Origin of the sequence: Agrobacterium sp. CGMCC 11546 (genome assembly GCF_013365515.1) — a bacterium.
In the GTDB taxonomy this organism is placed as follows: Bacteria; Pseudomonadota; Alphaproteobacteria; order Rhizobiales; family Rhizobiaceae; genus Agrobacterium; species Agrobacterium fabrum.
The window spans coordinates 1,332,177-1,349,078 of the sequence record NZ_CP047388.1; the positions used below are offsets into that span (position 1 = coordinate 1,332,177).

Sequence of the window (16,902 nt, forward strand, 5' to 3'; positions counted from 1 at the left end):
ACCGAGGGTTGTTCTCGGTGGGCGGATCGATGTATTCAGGGGCCGGATCGTCACTTGAACCCGCTGGTATATGGAAACGTCGCTTTATCTGCCCGTCAAAGGCTTTCTCGAAAACGCTGGTTACACCGTCAAGGGTGAAGTTGGTGGTTGCGACCTCGTTGGCCTCAGCGACGATGACCCGTCTGTTGTCGTGATCTGCGAGTTGAAACTGAGCTTTAATCTGGAACTAATCCTGCAGGCCGTTGATCGCGCAGCTATCGCAGACGAGGTCTGGATCGCGGCGCGGGTTTCGGCCAAGGGCAGGGGCCGTGAGGCCGACAAACGCTACCGGGATCTCTGCCGCAGGCTCGGGATCGGCATGCTCGGTATTTCCGATACCGGCGATGTCAGCATTCTCGTCGGCTCCGTGACCCCCATGCCGCGCACCAATCCGAAACGGCGCTCCCGGCTCATGCGCGAACACCAGAGGCGGCGCGGCGATCCGGCGGTGGGCGGCAGCACACGCGCACCGATCATGACCGCCTACCGCCAGCAGGCTCTCGGCTGTGCGGTCGCACTGGTGTCTGGCCCACTGCGCGTGCGTCAGATCCGGTCCAGCGTACCGGACGCGGGCAAAATTCTGCTTGCGAATGTCTATGGCTGGTTCGAACGGCTCGATCGGGGGGTCTATGGCCTGACCGAGGCGGGGCAGGAAGCCCTGCAGAGATGGCCGCAACCGGCAACCTGATACGAAACTGCGCGTTCCATAAACCGGAAGGCCTTCTCGGCCTTCCGGGTCTTGTCGAACGGCGGCGGCTTATTCTGCCGTTGCCTGAATGTCGACCTTGTCGAGCAGAAGCATCGGATTGTCGGAGGCGGCAACGAGATCCAGAAGGCCGAGGCCGTTTGCACCTGTTGACTTGACCGTAACCGTCAGCGTTCCCGGGGTGCTGATGAAGCGGCCGAGCGCCTCCACCGCATTTTGCAGCTTCGGCTGTTCAGCCGCGACCTGCTGCAGCAGGGCACTTGCCACCAGTGTCAGGGTGGCGCGAACCTCTGCTTCGGTCATGTCGTTCTGCAGGGCATAGAGCTTGACCGCCTTGGCCATCAAACCCTCGTCCTTGATCGTGAGTTTCACTTCGCGACCGGCCAGCCCGAAGAGAGCGGCCTGGGCCCGACCAATGTCGAAGGAGAAGAACTCTTCCGTAAATCCGCTCGCCAGACCGGAGAAATTGACGCTGCCAATATCCTTGCCGCTGAAGAAGATTTCGCGGATCATCAGGTTGTTGTTCGGTTCGTCCCAACCTGCGGAGAGGCCATAAGACAGGGCGAGCGATTCGATCCCCAGCTTGCGTGCCTCAACGAAAACCTCCTCCGACGAGTCTGCCGGTATGGGGAGGGTAAGATCGTCCTGCCGGATTTTGATATCCGTCGGGATGCCGTTGAAAGGCTTCGTCAGTCCCATCTCGAAGTTCTTGAGCGTGAACTTGATGCGCTCCGGCGTGCCTTTCGTTTCGTCGTCCGTCTCTTCGTCCGACTTTTCTGGCGCAGCCACATCAACATTGATGCCGCCGACGCGGACCGTCCCCAGTTCCGGTATCAGACGGTTGAACGGGAAGGTCTCGATTTCCGTATCGTCGAGCCCGGCGAGCTCAGAAATTGCCTCGATCGTCGAAGTCCAGTCAAAACCCTTGAGGCTTGCCTCATCGAATTTGATCGTGTCGTCGCCATTTCCGACCGACATGCCATTCAGACCGAAATCGAGCTTGCGGCCGTCCATCTGTATGTCGATACGATCGATGGTAGCCTTGACCCTCTTGCCGGCCGCGCCTTCGCCTTCGTCGGGCGCATCCATCTTGAACCCGATCATCTGCATGTTGCTCTTGCCGACGATATCGAGAATAGAGATGATCTTCCTGAAATAGGCCTTGCGTTCTTCCGGGGACAGCTCCTCGGGCTTCTTGTCCGCGGAAAGGGCTTTCAAGGTTTCCAGAAGCGGTTCGGCTGGCAAGCGGGCGGTAAAGCCGTCGCTGCGGATTTCGTCGTAGCTGAAACGGCCATCACCTTCCGAGAACGAAATCGTGCTGACGGACAGCGGACCGTAGACAGGTTTTGCATCCTTGTCTTCCGGACCGGCTTTGTCGGTATAGAGCCGGGCGAGATAAGCGACGTCGATATCCTGACCGGCGATGGCGCCCGTCGACACGACCATATGCTTCTTTTCCATCGCGCCACTGTTGTTCGGCAGATCCATCTGGATGTCGAAGTTGGCATTGTCGATGGAATAACGGGCGATCCGGCCGCCGGCGATATCAGAGAAAGCCACGTTCTTGTAAACGGTTTTCTGCTCGCTGGTCGTGATGGACTGTGTAAGGGTCAATTCCGGCGTGGAGATGCGCGATGCACCGAAGCGCTCGATGCGCTTTGCCAGAGAATTGGCATTGCCATCGGCGGCTACCGCGGGTTTTTCAAAGGCGGCATTTTCGACGCGCGCATGCGCCATCGAGACTTTCCCGGCGGGCATATCGATATTGATGTCATTCATGTCCAGCGCGCCGTCCAGGAACGGCAATTTCGGACGTCCGTCGATGGCCGCAATCTTGATGTTTTTACCGTCTTCAAGCGGCAATGTCAGATCGCGAACGTGGATTTTCCCGAGGAAATCGACTTCCACGGAACCGGCCATGGCACCGCTGCGGGCAACGAGTTCGTTGACCTTGGCCTGGTAGAAGCTTTTGCCTCCCACGACACCTGCTGCAGCAACAGCAATGATCGCAACCGCCGCCCATAGAGCCGTGCGCCGGCCCTTGCCGGTCTGGGTAGTTGTCTGTTCCAAGAATTCGTCCTCTGTGACGCCAAATGAGCTATGCGCCTTTTAAGCACGCAAAAGTTGCTTCGCAAGCCGCTGTTAAGGGAAAACCGGCGCGTATTTCGCGTAAATTCTAACGGCCGTCGCGCCCCATGACACAGCCCCCAATAATCAAGAATTATTTTTTGCAGTCGGCAACTGACCGCGCATGAGGCCGTTTTCTCAGCGTTGTTCAACTCAAGAGGCCCATCCTCATGAAAAAGCTGATCATTGCAGGCGCTGCGATACTCCTCGCGGCGGGAACCGCCGTCGCCCAACAGCCGCCACCGCCGCCGCCCGGTCCTGCGGATAGCATGGCCCGGCCAGATGCACCGCCGCCGCCTCCACCACCGCCCCATCCCGGTCCGAGGGATGCCGGTCCCGGTGAAGACGGACCACGCGGCCATATGCCGCCGCCGCCTCCCTCGAAAGGCGCGCATTTCCGCCTTGAGCAGGGCGACATCAAGATCGATGTCAAATGTGCCGATGACGAGCCGATGAAGGCGTGCTCGGACATCCTCATGCAGCTGATCGACAAGATCAACGAATAATCCGATAGGACAACGGAAGCGGCGCAACGGCGCCGCTTCACGTCACTCTCAATACGTCCTCATGCGCGTGTCAGAGAAGCAAAGTTGCTAGCGACGCCAGCAAAGCCGGTGTCATGACAAGAGCGCCCAGTTTGAGGAAGTCAAGCGCGCTCACATGCAGGCCTTCACGGCGGAGCGCGGAAAGCCACAGGATGGTTGCAAGCGACCCCGTGACAGACAGGTTCGGTCCGAGATCGACGCCGATCAGGATGGCGGCGGTGACATTGTCCGGTACCTGTGCAGCCTGAACGGCACTTGCGGCGAAGAGGCCAGCCGGCAGATTGTTGACGAGGTTGGAAAAAAGCGCGACTGCCACGCCGCCGATCCCGATGGCCTGTGCCTCGGAATGCATACTCAGCGCCTTCAACTGCTCGGCGACGACGGCGGTGATGCCCGTGTGGCTGACGGCTTCGACGATGACGAACAGGCCCGCAACGAGCGGCAGCACCCCCCAGCTCACATCCTTGATGATCTCCACCGGGTTCTGCCGCACGATGGCAAGAACGAGGATGGTCGTGATCACGCCGGCGAGGAAGGTCGGAAGGCCGAGATCCATGTGGAATGCAGAGGCAGACAGCAGCACGGCGGCGGTTGCCAGCAGGCCGACGCCCGCCAGTTTTGCCGGCAGGCTGAGGGTCGGGCGTTCCACCCGATCCGCGACGGTGTCTTCCGCCAGAACACGCCGCTGCGACCAGTAAAGCGCGAGAAAGGTGACAATGATTGCCGCAATCGACGGAAGCAGGAAGGTGTCCAGCCAGCGGGACAACGGCGGCATCTCGCCGCCCGCGAAAATGACGAGGTTGGCCGGATTGGAGATCGGCAGCACGAAACTCGCCGCATTGGCAATGAAGGCGCAGATATAAAGGTAAGGAAGCGGATCCTTGACCCTGGCAGCGCGGCATGCCGCATAAACGGCAGGCGTCAGGACAACGGCGGTTGCGTCGTTGGAGAGAAGCGCGGTCACGATGACGCCGATCAGGTAGATCAGCACGAACAGGCGCCGCGACGATCCTCTGGCGTAGGAGATCGCAACGGCGGCGACCCAGTCGAACAGGCCCTCGCGCCGGGCAAGCTCTGACAGCAGCATCATGCCGGTCAGGAACAGGTAGACGTCGAGACCCTTGATCACCCCCGACCAGACTTCCGCAGGCGTCAGAATGCCCAGGGCGAGGATCAGCAGCGCTCCGGCGACTGCCCATACGGCCTCGGGCCACCGGAACGGCCTGATAACTACCCCTGCCGCAGTCGCGACCGCAATGGCCGACGTATAATACGCAGCGCTCATGTGTTTCCTTGATGCTGGTTGTTGAGGTTGATCAGGTGGCGGGTTGCGTCCTGTTATTTCAGTATTGTTCTTCGCGACCGGGAGGCCTGTCGAGAAGAAGGGAGATCACCGGCGTCCTATACAATGTTGGAGGCTGGCTGACCAGAAGTCTGCAGACAATTACACACTGGTACTGTTCCGCGCTTGAGGCTTCTCCATGCATGTCCAGCGGTTGCAATCGGCAGGGAGATCGTGCTTGTTCACTGTTTAAACGGCATCTGCGTTTTCCAGCTTGAGCAAATGCCGGTACCGCCCGCCAGCTGACGCACTGCATCGAGGAGTAAGGCATGAAGAAGCTCATCAACGATCCATCCACCGTTGTCCGGGACATGCTGGAGGGCATCGTGGCGCTCAGCCCCGAAACCATTCTGCTTCAGGATGAGAACGTGGTCATAAGGTCCGGCCTGCCTGAAGCGGAAAAGCGCAAGGTTGCAGTGCTTTCGGGCGGTGGCAGCGGACATGAGCCGGCCCACGCCGGTTATGTCGGCACGGGCATGTTGACGGTTGCGGTGGCGGGCGATGTCTTCACTTCGCCGAGCACCGACGCGGTTCTCGCCGGCATCAGGGCCGCGGCCGGCCCTGCCGGTGCGCTGGTCATCGTCAAGAACTATACCGGCGACCGGCTGAATTTCGGCTTGGCGGCGGAGCTGGCGAGGGCCGAAGGAATCCCTGTCGAGATCGTTGTCGTCGCCGACGACGTTGCCTTGAAGGATACGGTTCCCGCCGAGCGCCGCCGCGGGATTGCGGGGACGGTGCTCGTGCACAAGCTCGCGGGGGCCGCAGCGGAAAAGGGCCTTCCTCTTCAAGAGGTGGCCCGCATCGCCCGGGACGCTGCCGCCAAGCTATCTTCCATGGGTGTCTCGCTGGGATCCTGCACGCTGCCGGCTGTCGGCAAGCCGGGCTTCGTGCTTGGCGAGACCGAAATCGAAGTCGGGCTCGGTATCCATGGCGAGCAGGGCGTGCAGCGGATGCCCATTGCCTCGGCTGACGCGCTCGTGCAGCTGGTGATCGAAACGATCGAAGCCGACGGCAAGCTCGCCGGCGGCAATCGCGTCGCTCTGCTGGTCAACGGCCTGGGGGCAACGCCGCCGATGGAACTCGCCATCGTCGCACGGTCGGCAGTCGCGCGGCTGGAGGCGAAAGGCATCGTCGTGGAACGTGCCTGGGCCGGCACCTTCCTTTCAGCCCTCGATATGCCCGGGTTTTCGTTGTCGGTCATGCAGGTTGACGACGCAGCGCTCAGCCTCATCGACGCGCCAACCGAGGCTGGCGCATGGCCGCGCGGCGGTGCGGTGAACCGCAAGCGGGTTCTGCCTTCGGCAAACGCCGAAAAGACCGTGGTTGCGACAAACAAGATGACGGCGGCCGGCGAGCGGCTTCGTTCGGGCGCGGAACGGTCCGCGAGAGCCCTGATCGCTGCGGAGCCCAGGCTGACGCAACTCGATAGCGTTGCAGGTGACGGCGACCTCGGCGCCAGCATGGTGCGTGGCGGCGAGGCGATCCTTGCGCTGCCGAAAGAGAGTTTCGGCGACGTCTCCGATGGATTGATGGCGATGGCCAATGCGATGCGCAAGGCCATCGGCGGAAGCTCGGGGCCGTTCTATGCGACAGGCCTCATGCGCGCTTCGCGACAGCTGGCAGGGATCGATGAGCCAGCGGCCCAGCAGATGGCGGAAGCATTCGTGGCGGCTGTTGCGGCGGTCTCGGAACTTGGCGGTGCGAAACCGGGCGATCGCACGATGATCGATGCGCTTTATCCGGCAGCGAAAACCTTCAGGGACAAGCTTGTGACAGGCGCTTCGGCAGAAGAAGCCTGGCAATCCGCGGTGGCGGCGGGCGAGGTGGGCGCAGAGGCGACAGCGTCCATGAAGCCACGGCTCGGGCGCGCAAGTTACCTCGGTGAGCGGGCCGTCGGCCATCCCGATGGGGGCGCGGTCGCCGTTGGCATCTGGCTCAAAGCTATCGAGGCTGAGATCTCGTGAAAGTCTGACCGGGCTCAGCCGATCAGGTGCAGGCCTGCATCCGAGAGCCTGAGAATGGTGAGCCTGCCCGTGGTATAAGCGCCGGTGTCGATGCCGATGCGCTGCGGGCCGGTCTCCGGTTGCTCCACTGGCGTGTGCCCGTGAACGACGAGGAGGTCGAGTCCGGCTCCCTGCGAAAGGAAAGGCTCACGGATCCAGAGCATGTCCTCATCGGTCTGCGCATCCAGCGGCAATCCCGGTCTGAAGCCAGCATGCACGAAGATATAGGAGCCAATGCGGGCATAGACGGGCAGGCTGGATAAAAGCTGGCGGTGGGGCTGCGGGATTGCGCCGAGCAGCGCGTCCCTGAATGGCTGCTGCCTGAGACGGCCCTTGTGCATGAAATAGTCGATATCGACCCCGTAAGACAGAAGCGTCTGGCGGCCGCCAAAATCCAGCCAGTGCATGTTTTCCTGCGGATTTTCGAGAAAGTCGTGGAAGAGCTGCTCATGGTTGCCGCAAAGGGCGATACGGCGAAGCGGCGCGGGCGGCGCTTGCAGCAGATGTTCGAGAACGCCGCGGGAATCGCGCCCGCGATCGACATAATCACCCAGCAGGACGACCAGCGCGGGGGAGGGGTCGGGCTCCAGATCGGCAAGGATTTTCCGCTCCGCCTGCAAGAGCAGGTCGAGGCTGCCGTGCACGTCGCCAATGGCGTAAATGGGGAAGGTGGGCGGCTTGTCGCCAAGGTCTATTCTGCGCCGCCTCCGGTCGTCGCGGGGGGCTGGTTGCTTACGACCGCGAATCCAGTTGAATACCTTGGGCATAGCTGCCGATACTGTCTCTCCCGCACAAGGTCAAGAGCGTTGAAAACGGCTGTCTCATCCTGCGCCTAGGCTACGTCGTAGCCTCCTTGAATGAAGCCTACAAGCATGGATCCGGCGGTCTAGAGTTTCAGCCATATACGCGGGTTCTCGTGCGACTGGATCTTGATCCATTTCAGATCGACCGCTTTCCAAGGTTTGACGACATTGGTGCGGTTATCGAGCACGAGATCGCCCTGGCTGGTGCTGACGACCAGGACGGCATGGCCGATGCCATCCGTCGTGCGCGCCGTTGCGATGCGCAACGCGCCCGAGGGCCAGCCGGCGCGCAGGAGGCGCTGCCGCTTGGTCACCGCGAAATCATCGCAGTCGCCGCTTGCCGGGTTCAGCTTCCAGTCGTCTTCGCCGTCCTGCTCGCTGGCGTAAATGATCGATGTGTTGATCTCGGCGTTGACGCGCTGGAGTTCCATGCGCTTCTGTTTTGTCAGCTCCACCATGTCGCCATCGCCGATCCGGACACATTGGTCGGCGGCGCTGTCGCAGAATTTCGCAAAGGCAATGGGCGCGATGGTCGGGCGGCTTGTCGGCATGAACTGGCCGGGTCGAGCGCCGCCCGGCTTCTGGGCGAGGCCAAGCGGTACGGCCGATGCCGTTGTCGCAATGCTTGCCGCCACGCCGGCAGCGACGGCAAAAATCTTTGCCAGACGGATTTTTTTCTTCGCCATGTCCTTGCCCCTGCACAATTGTCTTCTCTTGTGCCTGGCATCATAGCGGCCCATTCTTGCAGGCCGTTTAAGTCGATGGATTGCATTTTAACGAAATCCGATTTTCTCACGGCGGGCTGAAAACAGCGATAAGAAGGAGCCGGCGCTCACTTGCAGCGCGTTCGGCCCTCGCTGTCGACGATACAGGTCTGTTGCGGGACGGCCTGCCTCAGGTCGCGCCGTGTCTCGGGTGGGGCACCGCCCGCCGGCGGCCGGTCGTAATTTCGCTCAACCTCGAAATTGCGTCCGCCGATGGCTCCCTGTGCACCGCCGCGCCCATCCGGCGTCACTTCGAAATTCTGGTATTGTTGGGCATGAGAACCCACCGCCAGGCCGATCACGACGGCGAGCGTCCCCGCCGCCAGGCTGCCCCGCAATATCGCCGCTTGCCGCATGCGCAACATCATGAGCGTTTCCTCCAAAGAAGGAATGATGGCCGCCGCCGCCGCACATTTGCCACGGCGGGCGCGCATTGGTTTCTCGTTGAAGGTCATCATACCACCGATATTGCGTCCGCCGTGAGAAGGATTTGTGTCTGGCCGAATCGCCGTCCTGCCGCATGGACCAGAGATGCACATGGCGACGGCGTCGCCCGGTCTTCAGGAATGCGAAAACGGCCTTTCCCGGGCTTAAAAATTAAGCTCTTTGCCGCTGCATTTATAGGCTTCACAATCCTGTAACAACGGACCTAATATACAGGTGCAGATGCCGAATCGATCAGGAGAAGCCCTTGACGATTGCAGTTTCACCACAGGCCCTGCCGGCGCTCGTTCTGAACGCAGACTACAGGCCACTGAGTTACTACCCCTTGTCGTTATGGTCCTGGCAGGACGCGATCAAGGCTGTCTTTCTAGACCGTGTGAACATCATTGCAGAATATGATCACGCGGTGTCGTCCCCCAGCTTTTCCATGCGGCTGCCGAGTGTCGTCAGCCTCAAGACCTATGTGCAGCCCATCCGCAACCCTGCCTTCACACGCTTCAACGTTTTCCTTCGGGACAAGTTCGAATGCCAGTATTGCGGTACGCGGGACGAATTGACCTTCGACCATGTCATTCCCCGCGCGCATGGCGGTGAAACGACGTGGCACAATGTCGTGGCGGCGTGCTCTCCCTGCAACCTTAGAAAAGGCAGCAAGCTTCCCAAGCAGGCGGGCATGTTCCCGGCGCAGAAGCCCTTCCAGCCAACGGTTCAGGATCTGCACAATAACGGACGGTTGTTCCCGCCCAACTATCTGCACGAAAGCTGGATGGACTATCTTTACTGGGATACCGAACTGCAGCCCTGATCCTTCAGGACTGCGACGCGGTTTTTCCGCTTACCGGCTTTTACGGCTCGCGCCAAAAAAGGCGACTGCCGCAAGTGCGATGCTTGCGATGACATTCCAGCCCGCAAAGGAAAGGCCGAGCACCCGCAATGCGGCGTCGTTGCAGGAGGGTGCCTTGATGGCGTTCAAATTGCCCAGGAGATCGCCGGCATTGGTGGTGATGGAAGGAGCCCCGGTCGCGCAGGTGATCGGGCCTGCCCAGAAACCCCATTCCACGCCGGCATGATAGACGCCAAGCCCGGCGCCGATCAGCATCGCCACGCCGATCAGGGCAAGAAGTAGGCGGGTGATCTGGGTCGGCAGTTTGAAGATGCTGGTCGCAATGGCCAATATGCCCAGCGGAATCGCGTAATAATAGGGATCGCGCTGCAACAGGCAGAGCGCGCAGGGCGTATAACCGCCAATATGCTGGAAACCGAGGGCGGAGCCGACGGTGAAGATCATTCCCGCCGTGACGCCGAGAGCGGCGAGCGTGCGGCTATTGTCGGCGGTGGTCGCATTGGCCATGTTGTTTTCCTCAAACTTCGCAAAGAAGCAGATATCCCGGACGGGCTTTCAAAAAGGCGGGCGTGATGGCGAAATTAAGTCGCCGGTTCCACGGTGTAACGGGATTCGTCTAATCCAGTCCGCTGCGTCTGGCAAATGAAAGCCCGGCAATGTTGGCGGGATGAACAAGCAAAGTTTCGTGAGTGCGCCGACGGCAAAATCGCACTCCAGGCCAGACATGCGCCTTCACGGCACCGCAGTCGCCGGGAAAAAGTCATGGCCGCTTTCGCCGCTCGAAGGCAGTCTCACCTTGCAATGATGAGACATGCCATCAGCATTCGGGCAGGCGGAAGCTCGGAGTGGTGAGACCTATGCCTGGTGGAGGCGGGCTTCGCTCTCTTCAGAGTGATGGATGAGAGCCATGATGTCGTGGCTCATATCGGCATAGAGGCCATTGTTCTCCACGACACCTTTCACCCTGTATTGGTCCATCACGACGATGCGATCGGCCAGCGCCACCATTTCCGGCATGTCGCTGGTAATGACGAGAATGGCGGTGCCGTTATCTGCCAGCTCGCGCAGCAGATCATGCAGATAGGCCTTGGTCTTGATGTCGATGCCGACGGAGGGTTCGTCGACGATCAGCAGTTTGACATCGGCGGCGAGCCATTTGGCGACACTGATTTTTTGCTGGTTGCCGCCGGACAGATTGCCGACCGTCTGGCTGAGGCTTGGTGTCTTCACCTCCAGCTTTTTCAGGAAAGGCGTTACCGCCGCCCGGATGCGCCCATCCGAAAGCACGCCGAACGTATTCGAGAGTTTGCGCCAGATGGGAACGCCCGCATTGGCAAGAACCGAGTGCTGGAGAATGAGGCCATCGCCCTTGCGGTCTTCGCTGACATAACCCACGCCGTAGTCGTGGATCGCTTCGGCAACGGAGCGGATGCGGGCGGGCCGGCCCGAAACACGCACGTTGCCAGAGGTGACCGCGAATTTGCCCATGATCGATTTTGCAAGTTCGGTGCGCCCGGCGCCGACCAGCCCGTAAAGGCCGACGATCTCGCCCTTGCGCACGGACAGACTGACATCGCCATGACCGATCGCGGTCGATACGCCCTCAAGTTCCAGCACCATCGGATTGTGTTCGACCGCGCGTTTGCGCCAGCCGCCGCCGCTTTCGGCGCGTCCGATCATCAGGCGCACGAGATCCTGACGTCCGAGACCTTCCATCGACCGACTTTCACAGGCGTTTTCGCCGTCCCGCAGAACCGTGACCCGGTCGCAGATATCCAGAACCTCTTCCAGCTTGTGGCTGACGAAGACAAGGCTTGCGCCGTCATCGCGCAGGCGCCGTAGAATGCGGAAGAGATTGTCCGTTTCGCTCGGCGTCAAGGATGTCGTCGGCTCGTCGAGGAGCAGCACACGGCTTTGCAGGGAAAGCGCCTTGGCGATTTCCACGAGCTGCATCTGCGCGACGGAAAGCTCCGATACTGGCGTTGCCGGATCGATTTCCAGATTGAGCGCCTCAAGCCAGCGGCGCGCATCGCGGTTCAGCGCGGCGTAGTCGATGGGTTTGAGATAATGCGCCCCGAGCTTTTCCATGTGGATATTCTCGGCAATCGAAAAGCGCGGAATGAGGTTGCGTTCCTGATGGACGACACCAATGCCGCGGGCAATCGCCTCGCGCGGATTGCTGAAACGCACGGCCTGCCCATCAACAAGGATCTGGCCGCTGCTTTGGTGATGGACACCCGTGACGACCTTGATCAGGGTCGATTTGCCGGCACCGTTTTCCCCAAGCAGGGCGTGGATCGAGCCGGGTTGCAGCGAAAGATTGACGCCCTTGAGCGCCCGAACGCCTGGAAATACTTTTTCGACGTTTCGTGCCTGAAAAACGGGTTGCTTGTCCATGATGTCAGGCCTTCCCTGTCTTTTTGCCGAGATGCGTTTCGCGCAGGCGGTTGATGCCGACGGCGGCGAGGATCATCGCGCCCAGCACCACCTGCACGAGGAACGGATCGATGGAGAACAGCACCAGCGCCTGCGTGATGATGGCCACGATGACGACGCCGAGCAGGGTGGCCCCGACGCTGACATGGCCGCCCGCCAGTACCGCGCCGCCGATGACGGGGGCGGCAAAGGAGAGGATGAGCCAGTCGTCACCGATGGAAGGCTGGCCGATCTGCAGGCGGGAGACGAGCAGGATGCCTGCAACCGATGCCAGAAAGCCGGAAATGCCATGCGCCACGATCACCGTCATGCGCACCGAAATGCCGGAAAGCTCCGCCGCATGGCTGTTGCCGCCGATGGCAAGGATGAAGCGGCCTATCGGCTGGCGTCGCAGCATGAACCACAGGGCGAATGCGACGATGATGGTCGGGGCAGCAAGCCATGGCACGGGCCCGACAATGAGGGCCGAACCGAAGTCTTTCACCGATTCGGGTATGCCATAGAAAGGCTCCGCCCGGGTGATGCCGAGGTTGATGCCCTTGTAGATCGACAGTGTCGCCAGCGTGATGACGAAGGCGGATATGCCGGTGATGGCGATCAGCAGGCCGTTGAGCATGCCGCAGACAATGCCGATCAGCACTGCGGCGATGGCAGCCACCGGTGCCGGAAGCCCCCAGACCTGCATCAGCCCCGCAAAGGAAATTGCCGCAAGGCCGCCGATCGCACCCACGGAAAGGTTCATCTGGCCGATGGCGATGATGATCATCTGCGAAAAGGCGATGAGCGCATTGACCGAGATGGCCAGAAGCAAAATCTGGATGTTGAAAGACGACAGGAAGTTGGGGCTGAAGCCACGGATCAGCACGATGGCGAGCACGGTGACCAGCAGGGGGCCGAACCAGTCGGTTCTGGCAAGGCGTAGAAGGGTGTTGTCGGTTGCCATCGTCCAGTCCTCAAGCCAGATTGCGCCGGGCGAGATAGCTTCGCCGCGCCTTGTCCATCAAAACCGCCAGCAACAGCAGCAGGCCGAGAAATGTCTGGACCCAGAATTCACCGAGCTGGAGCAGCAGCAGGCCGCTGGTCAGCATGGTGACCAGAAGTGCGCCGAGGCATGTGCCGAGCACCGAAACCTTGCCGCCCTGCAACAGCGTGCCACCGAGGACGGGCCCCAGAAACGCGGGCAAAAGCCAGTCCTGCCCAAGTTGGCCTGCCATGGAAGGAATGGCCGCGCCCGTGCGCGTCACCAGCATCAGGGCGGCAAGTGCGGCAAGCAGGCCCGACAGCACGTGACAGGCGATGAAGATGCGGTCGACACGGATGCCTGATAGTTCCGCTGCTTCCGGTCGCGCACCTGACGCCAGCATTTCTCGGCCGAGAACCGTGCGCCGGTAGAGAAAGGAAAGTGCAAGGGCGGTTACGAGCGTGACGAGAAGCAGCGGCGAAAAATATGTCGCAAGCTTCATCTTTCCGAAGGCGGCAAAGATCGGCGGCAGGCCGCGATAGGCCTCGGCCCGCGTCAGGAAGATCATCACCCCGAAAAAGATGCTCATGGTTGCGAGTGTGATGATGAAGCTGTGTAATCCCGTACGGATGACGGTCCAGCCGTTGATGAAGCCGAGCGCTGCGCCTGTGGCGAGGCCGCCGATGAGCGCGAGCGGCCAGGGCACGCCAAGCACCTCGATGAGATAACCGCAGGCCATGGCCGCCGACACGCCGATCGCGCCAACGGCAAGGTTGAGGCCGCCGGTCACGATCACCGCCATCATCGATAGGCCGATCATGATGTTGATCGCAGCACTTCGGCCGAGCGTGAACAGGTTGAAAGGCGAAAGGAAGCCGCCGGCCGCCACGCCGAAAATGACGGCGAAGACGACGATCAGCAGGATGAGGCCGAATTCATTGGTCAGGAAAAAACGGCCCTGCGAAAGGCTGGACCCCATTCGTTCCTCGGCCTCCTGCACGCCTTTTGTGAGCAAACTATCGTTCACGGTCATGAAACTGTTCCGGTATTGGTTCGGCCTGAGGCACCTCTCCGGGTGGCCTCAACGTGATGCTACCGCCGGAAGACGTTTTTCCGGCGGAGCTGGTTGCCGGGCGTGGTCGTCAGCCGCCCGGCAACCGCAAAGGGCTTGCTTAGTTGCAGCTCAGATACGTCGTATCGAAGTTTGCGAGCAGCTTTTTGGTCTCGGCGCGCATGGCATCAACGTAGTTGTCGACCTTGCTGGCATCGACATAGGCGGTGCCGGAATCGATGAACTTGGTCGTCAGCGCGTTGGATTTGAACGGTGCATCGGCCTTCACCTTGCAGCCGGACTGCAATTTGCTCAAAGCGAAGGAGCCGACATAACCCTGGCCATAGGGGTTCTGCAGCATCGTGCCATCAACGAAACCGTCCTTGATCGCCTTCAGCACCACTTCGTCGTGGTCGATGCCGACCATGTGAATGCGCTTGTCGCCGATCTTACGCAGCGCGTTGGAGGCGACAACTGCTGGAACCCAGGCCGTGGTGACGATGCCGTCCACTTCCGAGGCGTGAGCGGCGAGGTAGGCATTGATCTTTTCTTCGGCCGGCTCCGGCGCGTCGATATCGGCGATGACCTGAACGACCTCGGCGCCTGCTTCATCAGCCGCCTTCTTCACGGCATCGATGCGAAGTTGGGTGTTGGGGTCGACAAGGAAGCCGGTGAAATGGGCGATGCGTTTTTTGCCACTTCCCATTGCCTTAATGAGCTCCTTGGTGCCGAGATAGGCCGAATTGCCGGTGTCGGTGCCGAGGCAGAAGGCGGCGGGTGAGGGGTCTTTGAAGCAGCCGGCGCCGGCAATCACGTTCGCGCCGTTACCGGTCAGTTCCTCGGCCGTGGAGACCGCGCCGACGGGATCGCCGGGGAAAATCAGGAAGCCGTTATAACCCTGGCTCAGAAGGCTTTCGAGAAGCTGGTTCTGCTGCGCCAGTTCCCATTTCTGCGGCACCTTATAGTCGGCGCCAGCCAGACCGAAATCCTTGGCGGCGTCCTTGCCGGCCTGTTCCCACGCGGCGAAATAGGGGTGCGGACCGCCCGGAACGAGGGCGACCTTGGTGTCGTCCGCCGCCTGCGCAACACCGCAGGCTCCAGCGCCGATGATTGCGGCAGCGACGAGGCTGCGCATGAAATGCGTCATGTTTTTCTCCTCCATGAAACGGCCTGTTTCTTTAAAAAGCGACTGGAACCTCCCTTAATCGCTCTTTCTCCCAACAGCCGACTTGCGTAAGCGCCATGGACACTAGTATACTTGTATCCAAGTAGCAATGAGATTTTCACGGCGGCCTTTTGAAGGGGAGCGTTCATGACGAAAAACACCAATGCAGGTTTCATTGGGCGCGGCGGTCATCAAGAGGTTGCCGGCTCCGGAATCGAAAGCGTGGAGCTTGTGGTCAATCGTTATGGTCCGGTCGCCGATCAGGTGCATGCGGCGCTGCGTCAGGCGATTGTCGAGGTCCGCCTGGCGCCCGGTGCGCCGATCAGCGAGAACTCGATCTGCCGTCAGTTTTCCGTTTCGCGCACGCCGGTGCGCGCCGCGATCCAGCGCCTCTCGGAAGAGGGTCTTGTGGACGTGTATCCGCAACTCGGCAGCTTCGTTGCGCCGATCAGGCTCGGTGAAATTCAGGACAGCCATTTTATCCGCCGTTCGCTCGAAGTGGCGCTGCTGCGCGAGGTTGCGCCGAAATGGACGAAGGAGATGAGCCGCACGATGCGCGATGTCATCGCCGAACAGGAAAGGGTGATCGCCGCCCATGACGCCAATGGCTTTTTCCATGCGGACGAGGCGTTTCACCGGCTGCTCGGCACGTTTTCCGGCCGCGAGGGCGTCTGGCAGGCAATCCTTGCCGCCAAGGTGACGCTGTCGCGGTTCCATCGTTATTGGGCGAAACCCGAGCGCCTGCCCGCCGTGATCGAGGAGCATCTGGCGGTCGTCGACGCCCTCGATCAGGGCGATGCCGACGGCGCGGAAAAGGCGCTGGTGACACATCTGGATATGGTTTTCGTGATCTACGAACAGCTGCCCGAAGAAGAGCGCAAGCATTTGTCCATTTGATAATGGACGTGGAGGAGACAGAATGGAACTGAAACACAAGGCCGCGCTCGTGACGGGTGCGTGCGGCGGCATCGGCCGCGCCGTGGTTGCGGCGCTGGTGGCGCAAGGGGCGAGGGTGATCGCCTTCGATCGCGATATCGAGGCTGTGACGGCACTCGCGGAGGGCTTTGGCGGTGCCTGCGATCCTATCGCCGTCGATCTCGGTGATGCGGCGGCGCTACAGGCCGTCATGAGGGATATAGCCGGCCGTTTCAAGGTCATCGACATTCTCGTCAACAATGCCGGTGTGCTGTCTCCGCACAAGCTGGCCGCGACCACGCTCGAAGAATGGCACAGGCTGATGGCCGTCAATCTCGATGCCGCGCTGCTGCTGACGCAGGCCGTCGTTCCCGCCATGAAGGAAAACCGCTGGGGGCGACTGATCAACATCTCCTCCTACGCCTGGAAATCCGGCGGACTGACGGCGGGTACGGCCTATTCGGTCTCGAAATCGGCACTGGTCGGCCTCACCTACTCCTCCGCCCGTGAACTCGCCTCCTTCGGCATCACTGCCAATGCGGTCGCGCCGGCCTATGTGGTTTCGCCGATGATCATGGAGCAATTGTCGGAGGAAGATCGTCAGCGCCAGCTTGCAGCCATTCCCGTCGGCCGTTTCTGCCAGCCGGAAGAGGTCGCGCATGCGGTGCGTTTCCTTGCCTCGCCGCTGTCCGGCTTCATGACCGGCACTGTCGTTGACATGAATGGTGGCCTGCAATTCGGCTGAGATACGGAGATA

General features: G+C 60.9%; 16 protein-coding genes. 6 read left to right on the forward strand and 10 right to left on the reverse strand.

Annotation, left to right across the window (positions count from 1 at the left end):
* Positions 1–70: 70 nt before the first annotated feature.
* Entirely contained in the window at positions 71–727 is a 657-nt protein-coding gene (locus GSF67_RS20720) for a DUF2161 domain-containing phosphodiesterase (protein WP_006315673.1), read from the forward strand.
* A 69-nt stretch (positions 728–796) separates the two neighbouring features.
* On the opposite strand, the gene GSF67_RS20725 is transcribed toward GSF67_RS20720, so the two are convergent.
* On the reverse strand, positions 797–2,815 hold the full coding sequence (locus tag GSF67_RS20725) for a hypothetical protein (protein WP_006315674.1): 2,019 nt from the start codon (positions 2,813–2,815) through the stop codon (positions 797–799).
* A 227-nt stretch (positions 2,816–3,042) separates the two neighbouring features.
* On the opposite strand from GSF67_RS20725, the gene GSF67_RS20730 reads away from it, so the two are divergent.
* The gene (locus GSF67_RS20730) at positions 3,043–3,378 is read left to right on the forward strand and encodes a hypothetical protein (protein ID WP_006315675.1); all 336 of its coding nucleotides are present in this window, start codon (positions 3,043–3,045) and stop codon (positions 3,376–3,378) included.
* Between the two features lie 70 nt (positions 3,379–3,448).
* On the opposite strand, the gene GSF67_RS20735 is transcribed toward GSF67_RS20730, so the two are convergent.
* Positions 3,449–4,702 carry an arsenic transporter gene (locus GSF67_RS20735; protein ID WP_006315676.1) on the reverse strand — a complete coding sequence of 418 codons (1,254 nt, stop codon included), beginning with the start codon at positions 4,700–4,702 and terminating at the stop codon, positions 3,449–3,451.
* Positions 4,703–5,028: 326 nt separating this feature from the next.
* On the opposite strand from GSF67_RS20735, the gene GSF67_RS20740 reads away from it, so the two are divergent.
* Positions 5,029–6,723 (forward strand): dihydroxyacetone kinase family protein, encoded by a 1,695-nt coding sequence (locus tag GSF67_RS20740; RefSeq protein WP_006315677.1) that lies wholly within the window; start codon positions 5,029–5,031, stop codon positions 6,721–6,723.
* Positions 6,724–6,737: 14 nt separating this feature from the next.
* On the opposite strand, the gene GSF67_RS20745 is transcribed toward GSF67_RS20740, so the two are convergent.
* From GSF67_RS20745 to GSF67_RS20755, 3 genes are all read right to left on the reverse strand, one after another.
* Positions 6,738–7,529 carry a metallophosphoesterase family protein gene (locus GSF67_RS20745; protein WP_006315679.1) on the reverse strand — a complete coding sequence of 264 codons (792 nt, stop codon included), beginning with the start codon at positions 7,527–7,529 and terminating at the stop codon, positions 6,738–6,740.
* A gap of 119 nt (positions 7,530–7,648) precedes the next feature.
* Complete coding sequence (locus GSF67_RS20750) at positions 7,649–8,251, reverse strand: transglutaminase-like cysteine peptidase (RefSeq protein ID WP_006315681.1); 603 nt, start codon at positions 8,249–8,251, stop codon at positions 7,649–7,651.
* A gap of 146 nt (positions 8,252–8,397) precedes the next feature.
* Entirely contained in the window at positions 8,398–8,787 is a 390-nt protein-coding gene (locus GSF67_RS20755) for a hypothetical protein (protein ID WP_006315682.1), read from the reverse strand.
* Positions 8,788–9,020: 233 nt separating this feature from the next.
* Between GSF67_RS20755 and GSF67_RS20760 the strand changes: the two genes are divergently transcribed.
* A complete protein-coding gene (locus tag GSF67_RS20760; RefSeq protein ID WP_006315684.1) occupies positions 9,021–9,578 on the forward strand; it encodes an HNH endonuclease in 558 nt (185 codons plus the stop codon).
* A 30-nt stretch (positions 9,579–9,608) separates the two neighbouring features.
* Here GSF67_RS20760 and GSF67_RS20765 read toward each other — a convergent pair whose 3' ends face one another.
* The 5 genes from GSF67_RS20765 to GSF67_RS20785 all read right to left on the reverse strand — a co-directional run bounded on the left by GSF67_RS20765 (position 9,609) and on the right by GSF67_RS20785 (position 15,227).
* A complete protein-coding gene (locus GSF67_RS20765) occupies positions 9,609–10,124 on the reverse strand; it encodes a disulfide bond formation protein B (protein WP_006315687.1) in 516 nt (171 codons plus the stop codon).
* A gap of 348 nt (positions 10,125–10,472) precedes the next feature.
* Positions 10,473–12,014 carry a sugar ABC transporter ATP-binding protein gene (locus GSF67_RS20770; protein WP_006315698.1) on the reverse strand — a complete coding sequence of 514 codons (1,542 nt, stop codon included), beginning with the start codon at positions 12,012–12,014 and terminating at the stop codon, positions 10,473–10,475.
* 4 nt (positions 12,015–12,018) lie between these two features.
* On the reverse strand, positions 12,019–12,996 hold the full coding sequence (locus GSF67_RS20775) for an ABC transporter permease (RefSeq protein WP_006315702.1): 978 nt from the start codon (positions 12,994–12,996) through the stop codon (positions 12,019–12,021).
* 10 nt (positions 12,997–13,006) lie between these two features.
* Positions 13,007–14,047, reverse strand: a complete 1,041-nt coding sequence (locus tag GSF67_RS20780; RefSeq protein WP_006315704.1) for an ABC transporter permease — start codon at positions 14,045–14,047, stop codon at positions 13,007–13,009.
* Positions 14,048–14,186: 139 nt separating this feature from the next.
* The gene (locus GSF67_RS20785; RefSeq protein ID WP_006315706.1) at positions 14,187–15,227 is read right to left on the reverse strand and encodes a sugar ABC transporter substrate-binding protein; all 1,041 of its coding nucleotides are present in this window, start codon (positions 15,225–15,227) and stop codon (positions 14,187–14,189) included.
* Positions 15,228–15,377: 150 nt separating this feature from the next.
* On the opposite strand from GSF67_RS20785, the gene GSF67_RS20790 reads away from it, so the two are divergent.
* Both GSF67_RS20790 and GSF67_RS20795 read left to right on the forward strand, forming a co-directional pair.
* Positions 15,378–16,127 carry a GntR family transcriptional regulator gene (locus tag GSF67_RS20790; protein ID WP_006315708.1) on the forward strand — a complete coding sequence of 250 codons (750 nt, stop codon included), beginning with the start codon at positions 15,378–15,380 and terminating at the stop codon, positions 16,125–16,127.
* Positions 16,128–16,149: 22 nt separating this feature from the next.
* Positions 16,150–16,890: an SDR family NAD(P)-dependent oxidoreductase gene (locus tag GSF67_RS20795; protein WP_006315710.1), complete on the forward strand. Its 741-nt coding sequence runs from the start codon at positions 16,150–16,152 to the stop codon at positions 16,888–16,890.
* Positions 16,891–16,902: the final 12 nt, after the last annotated feature.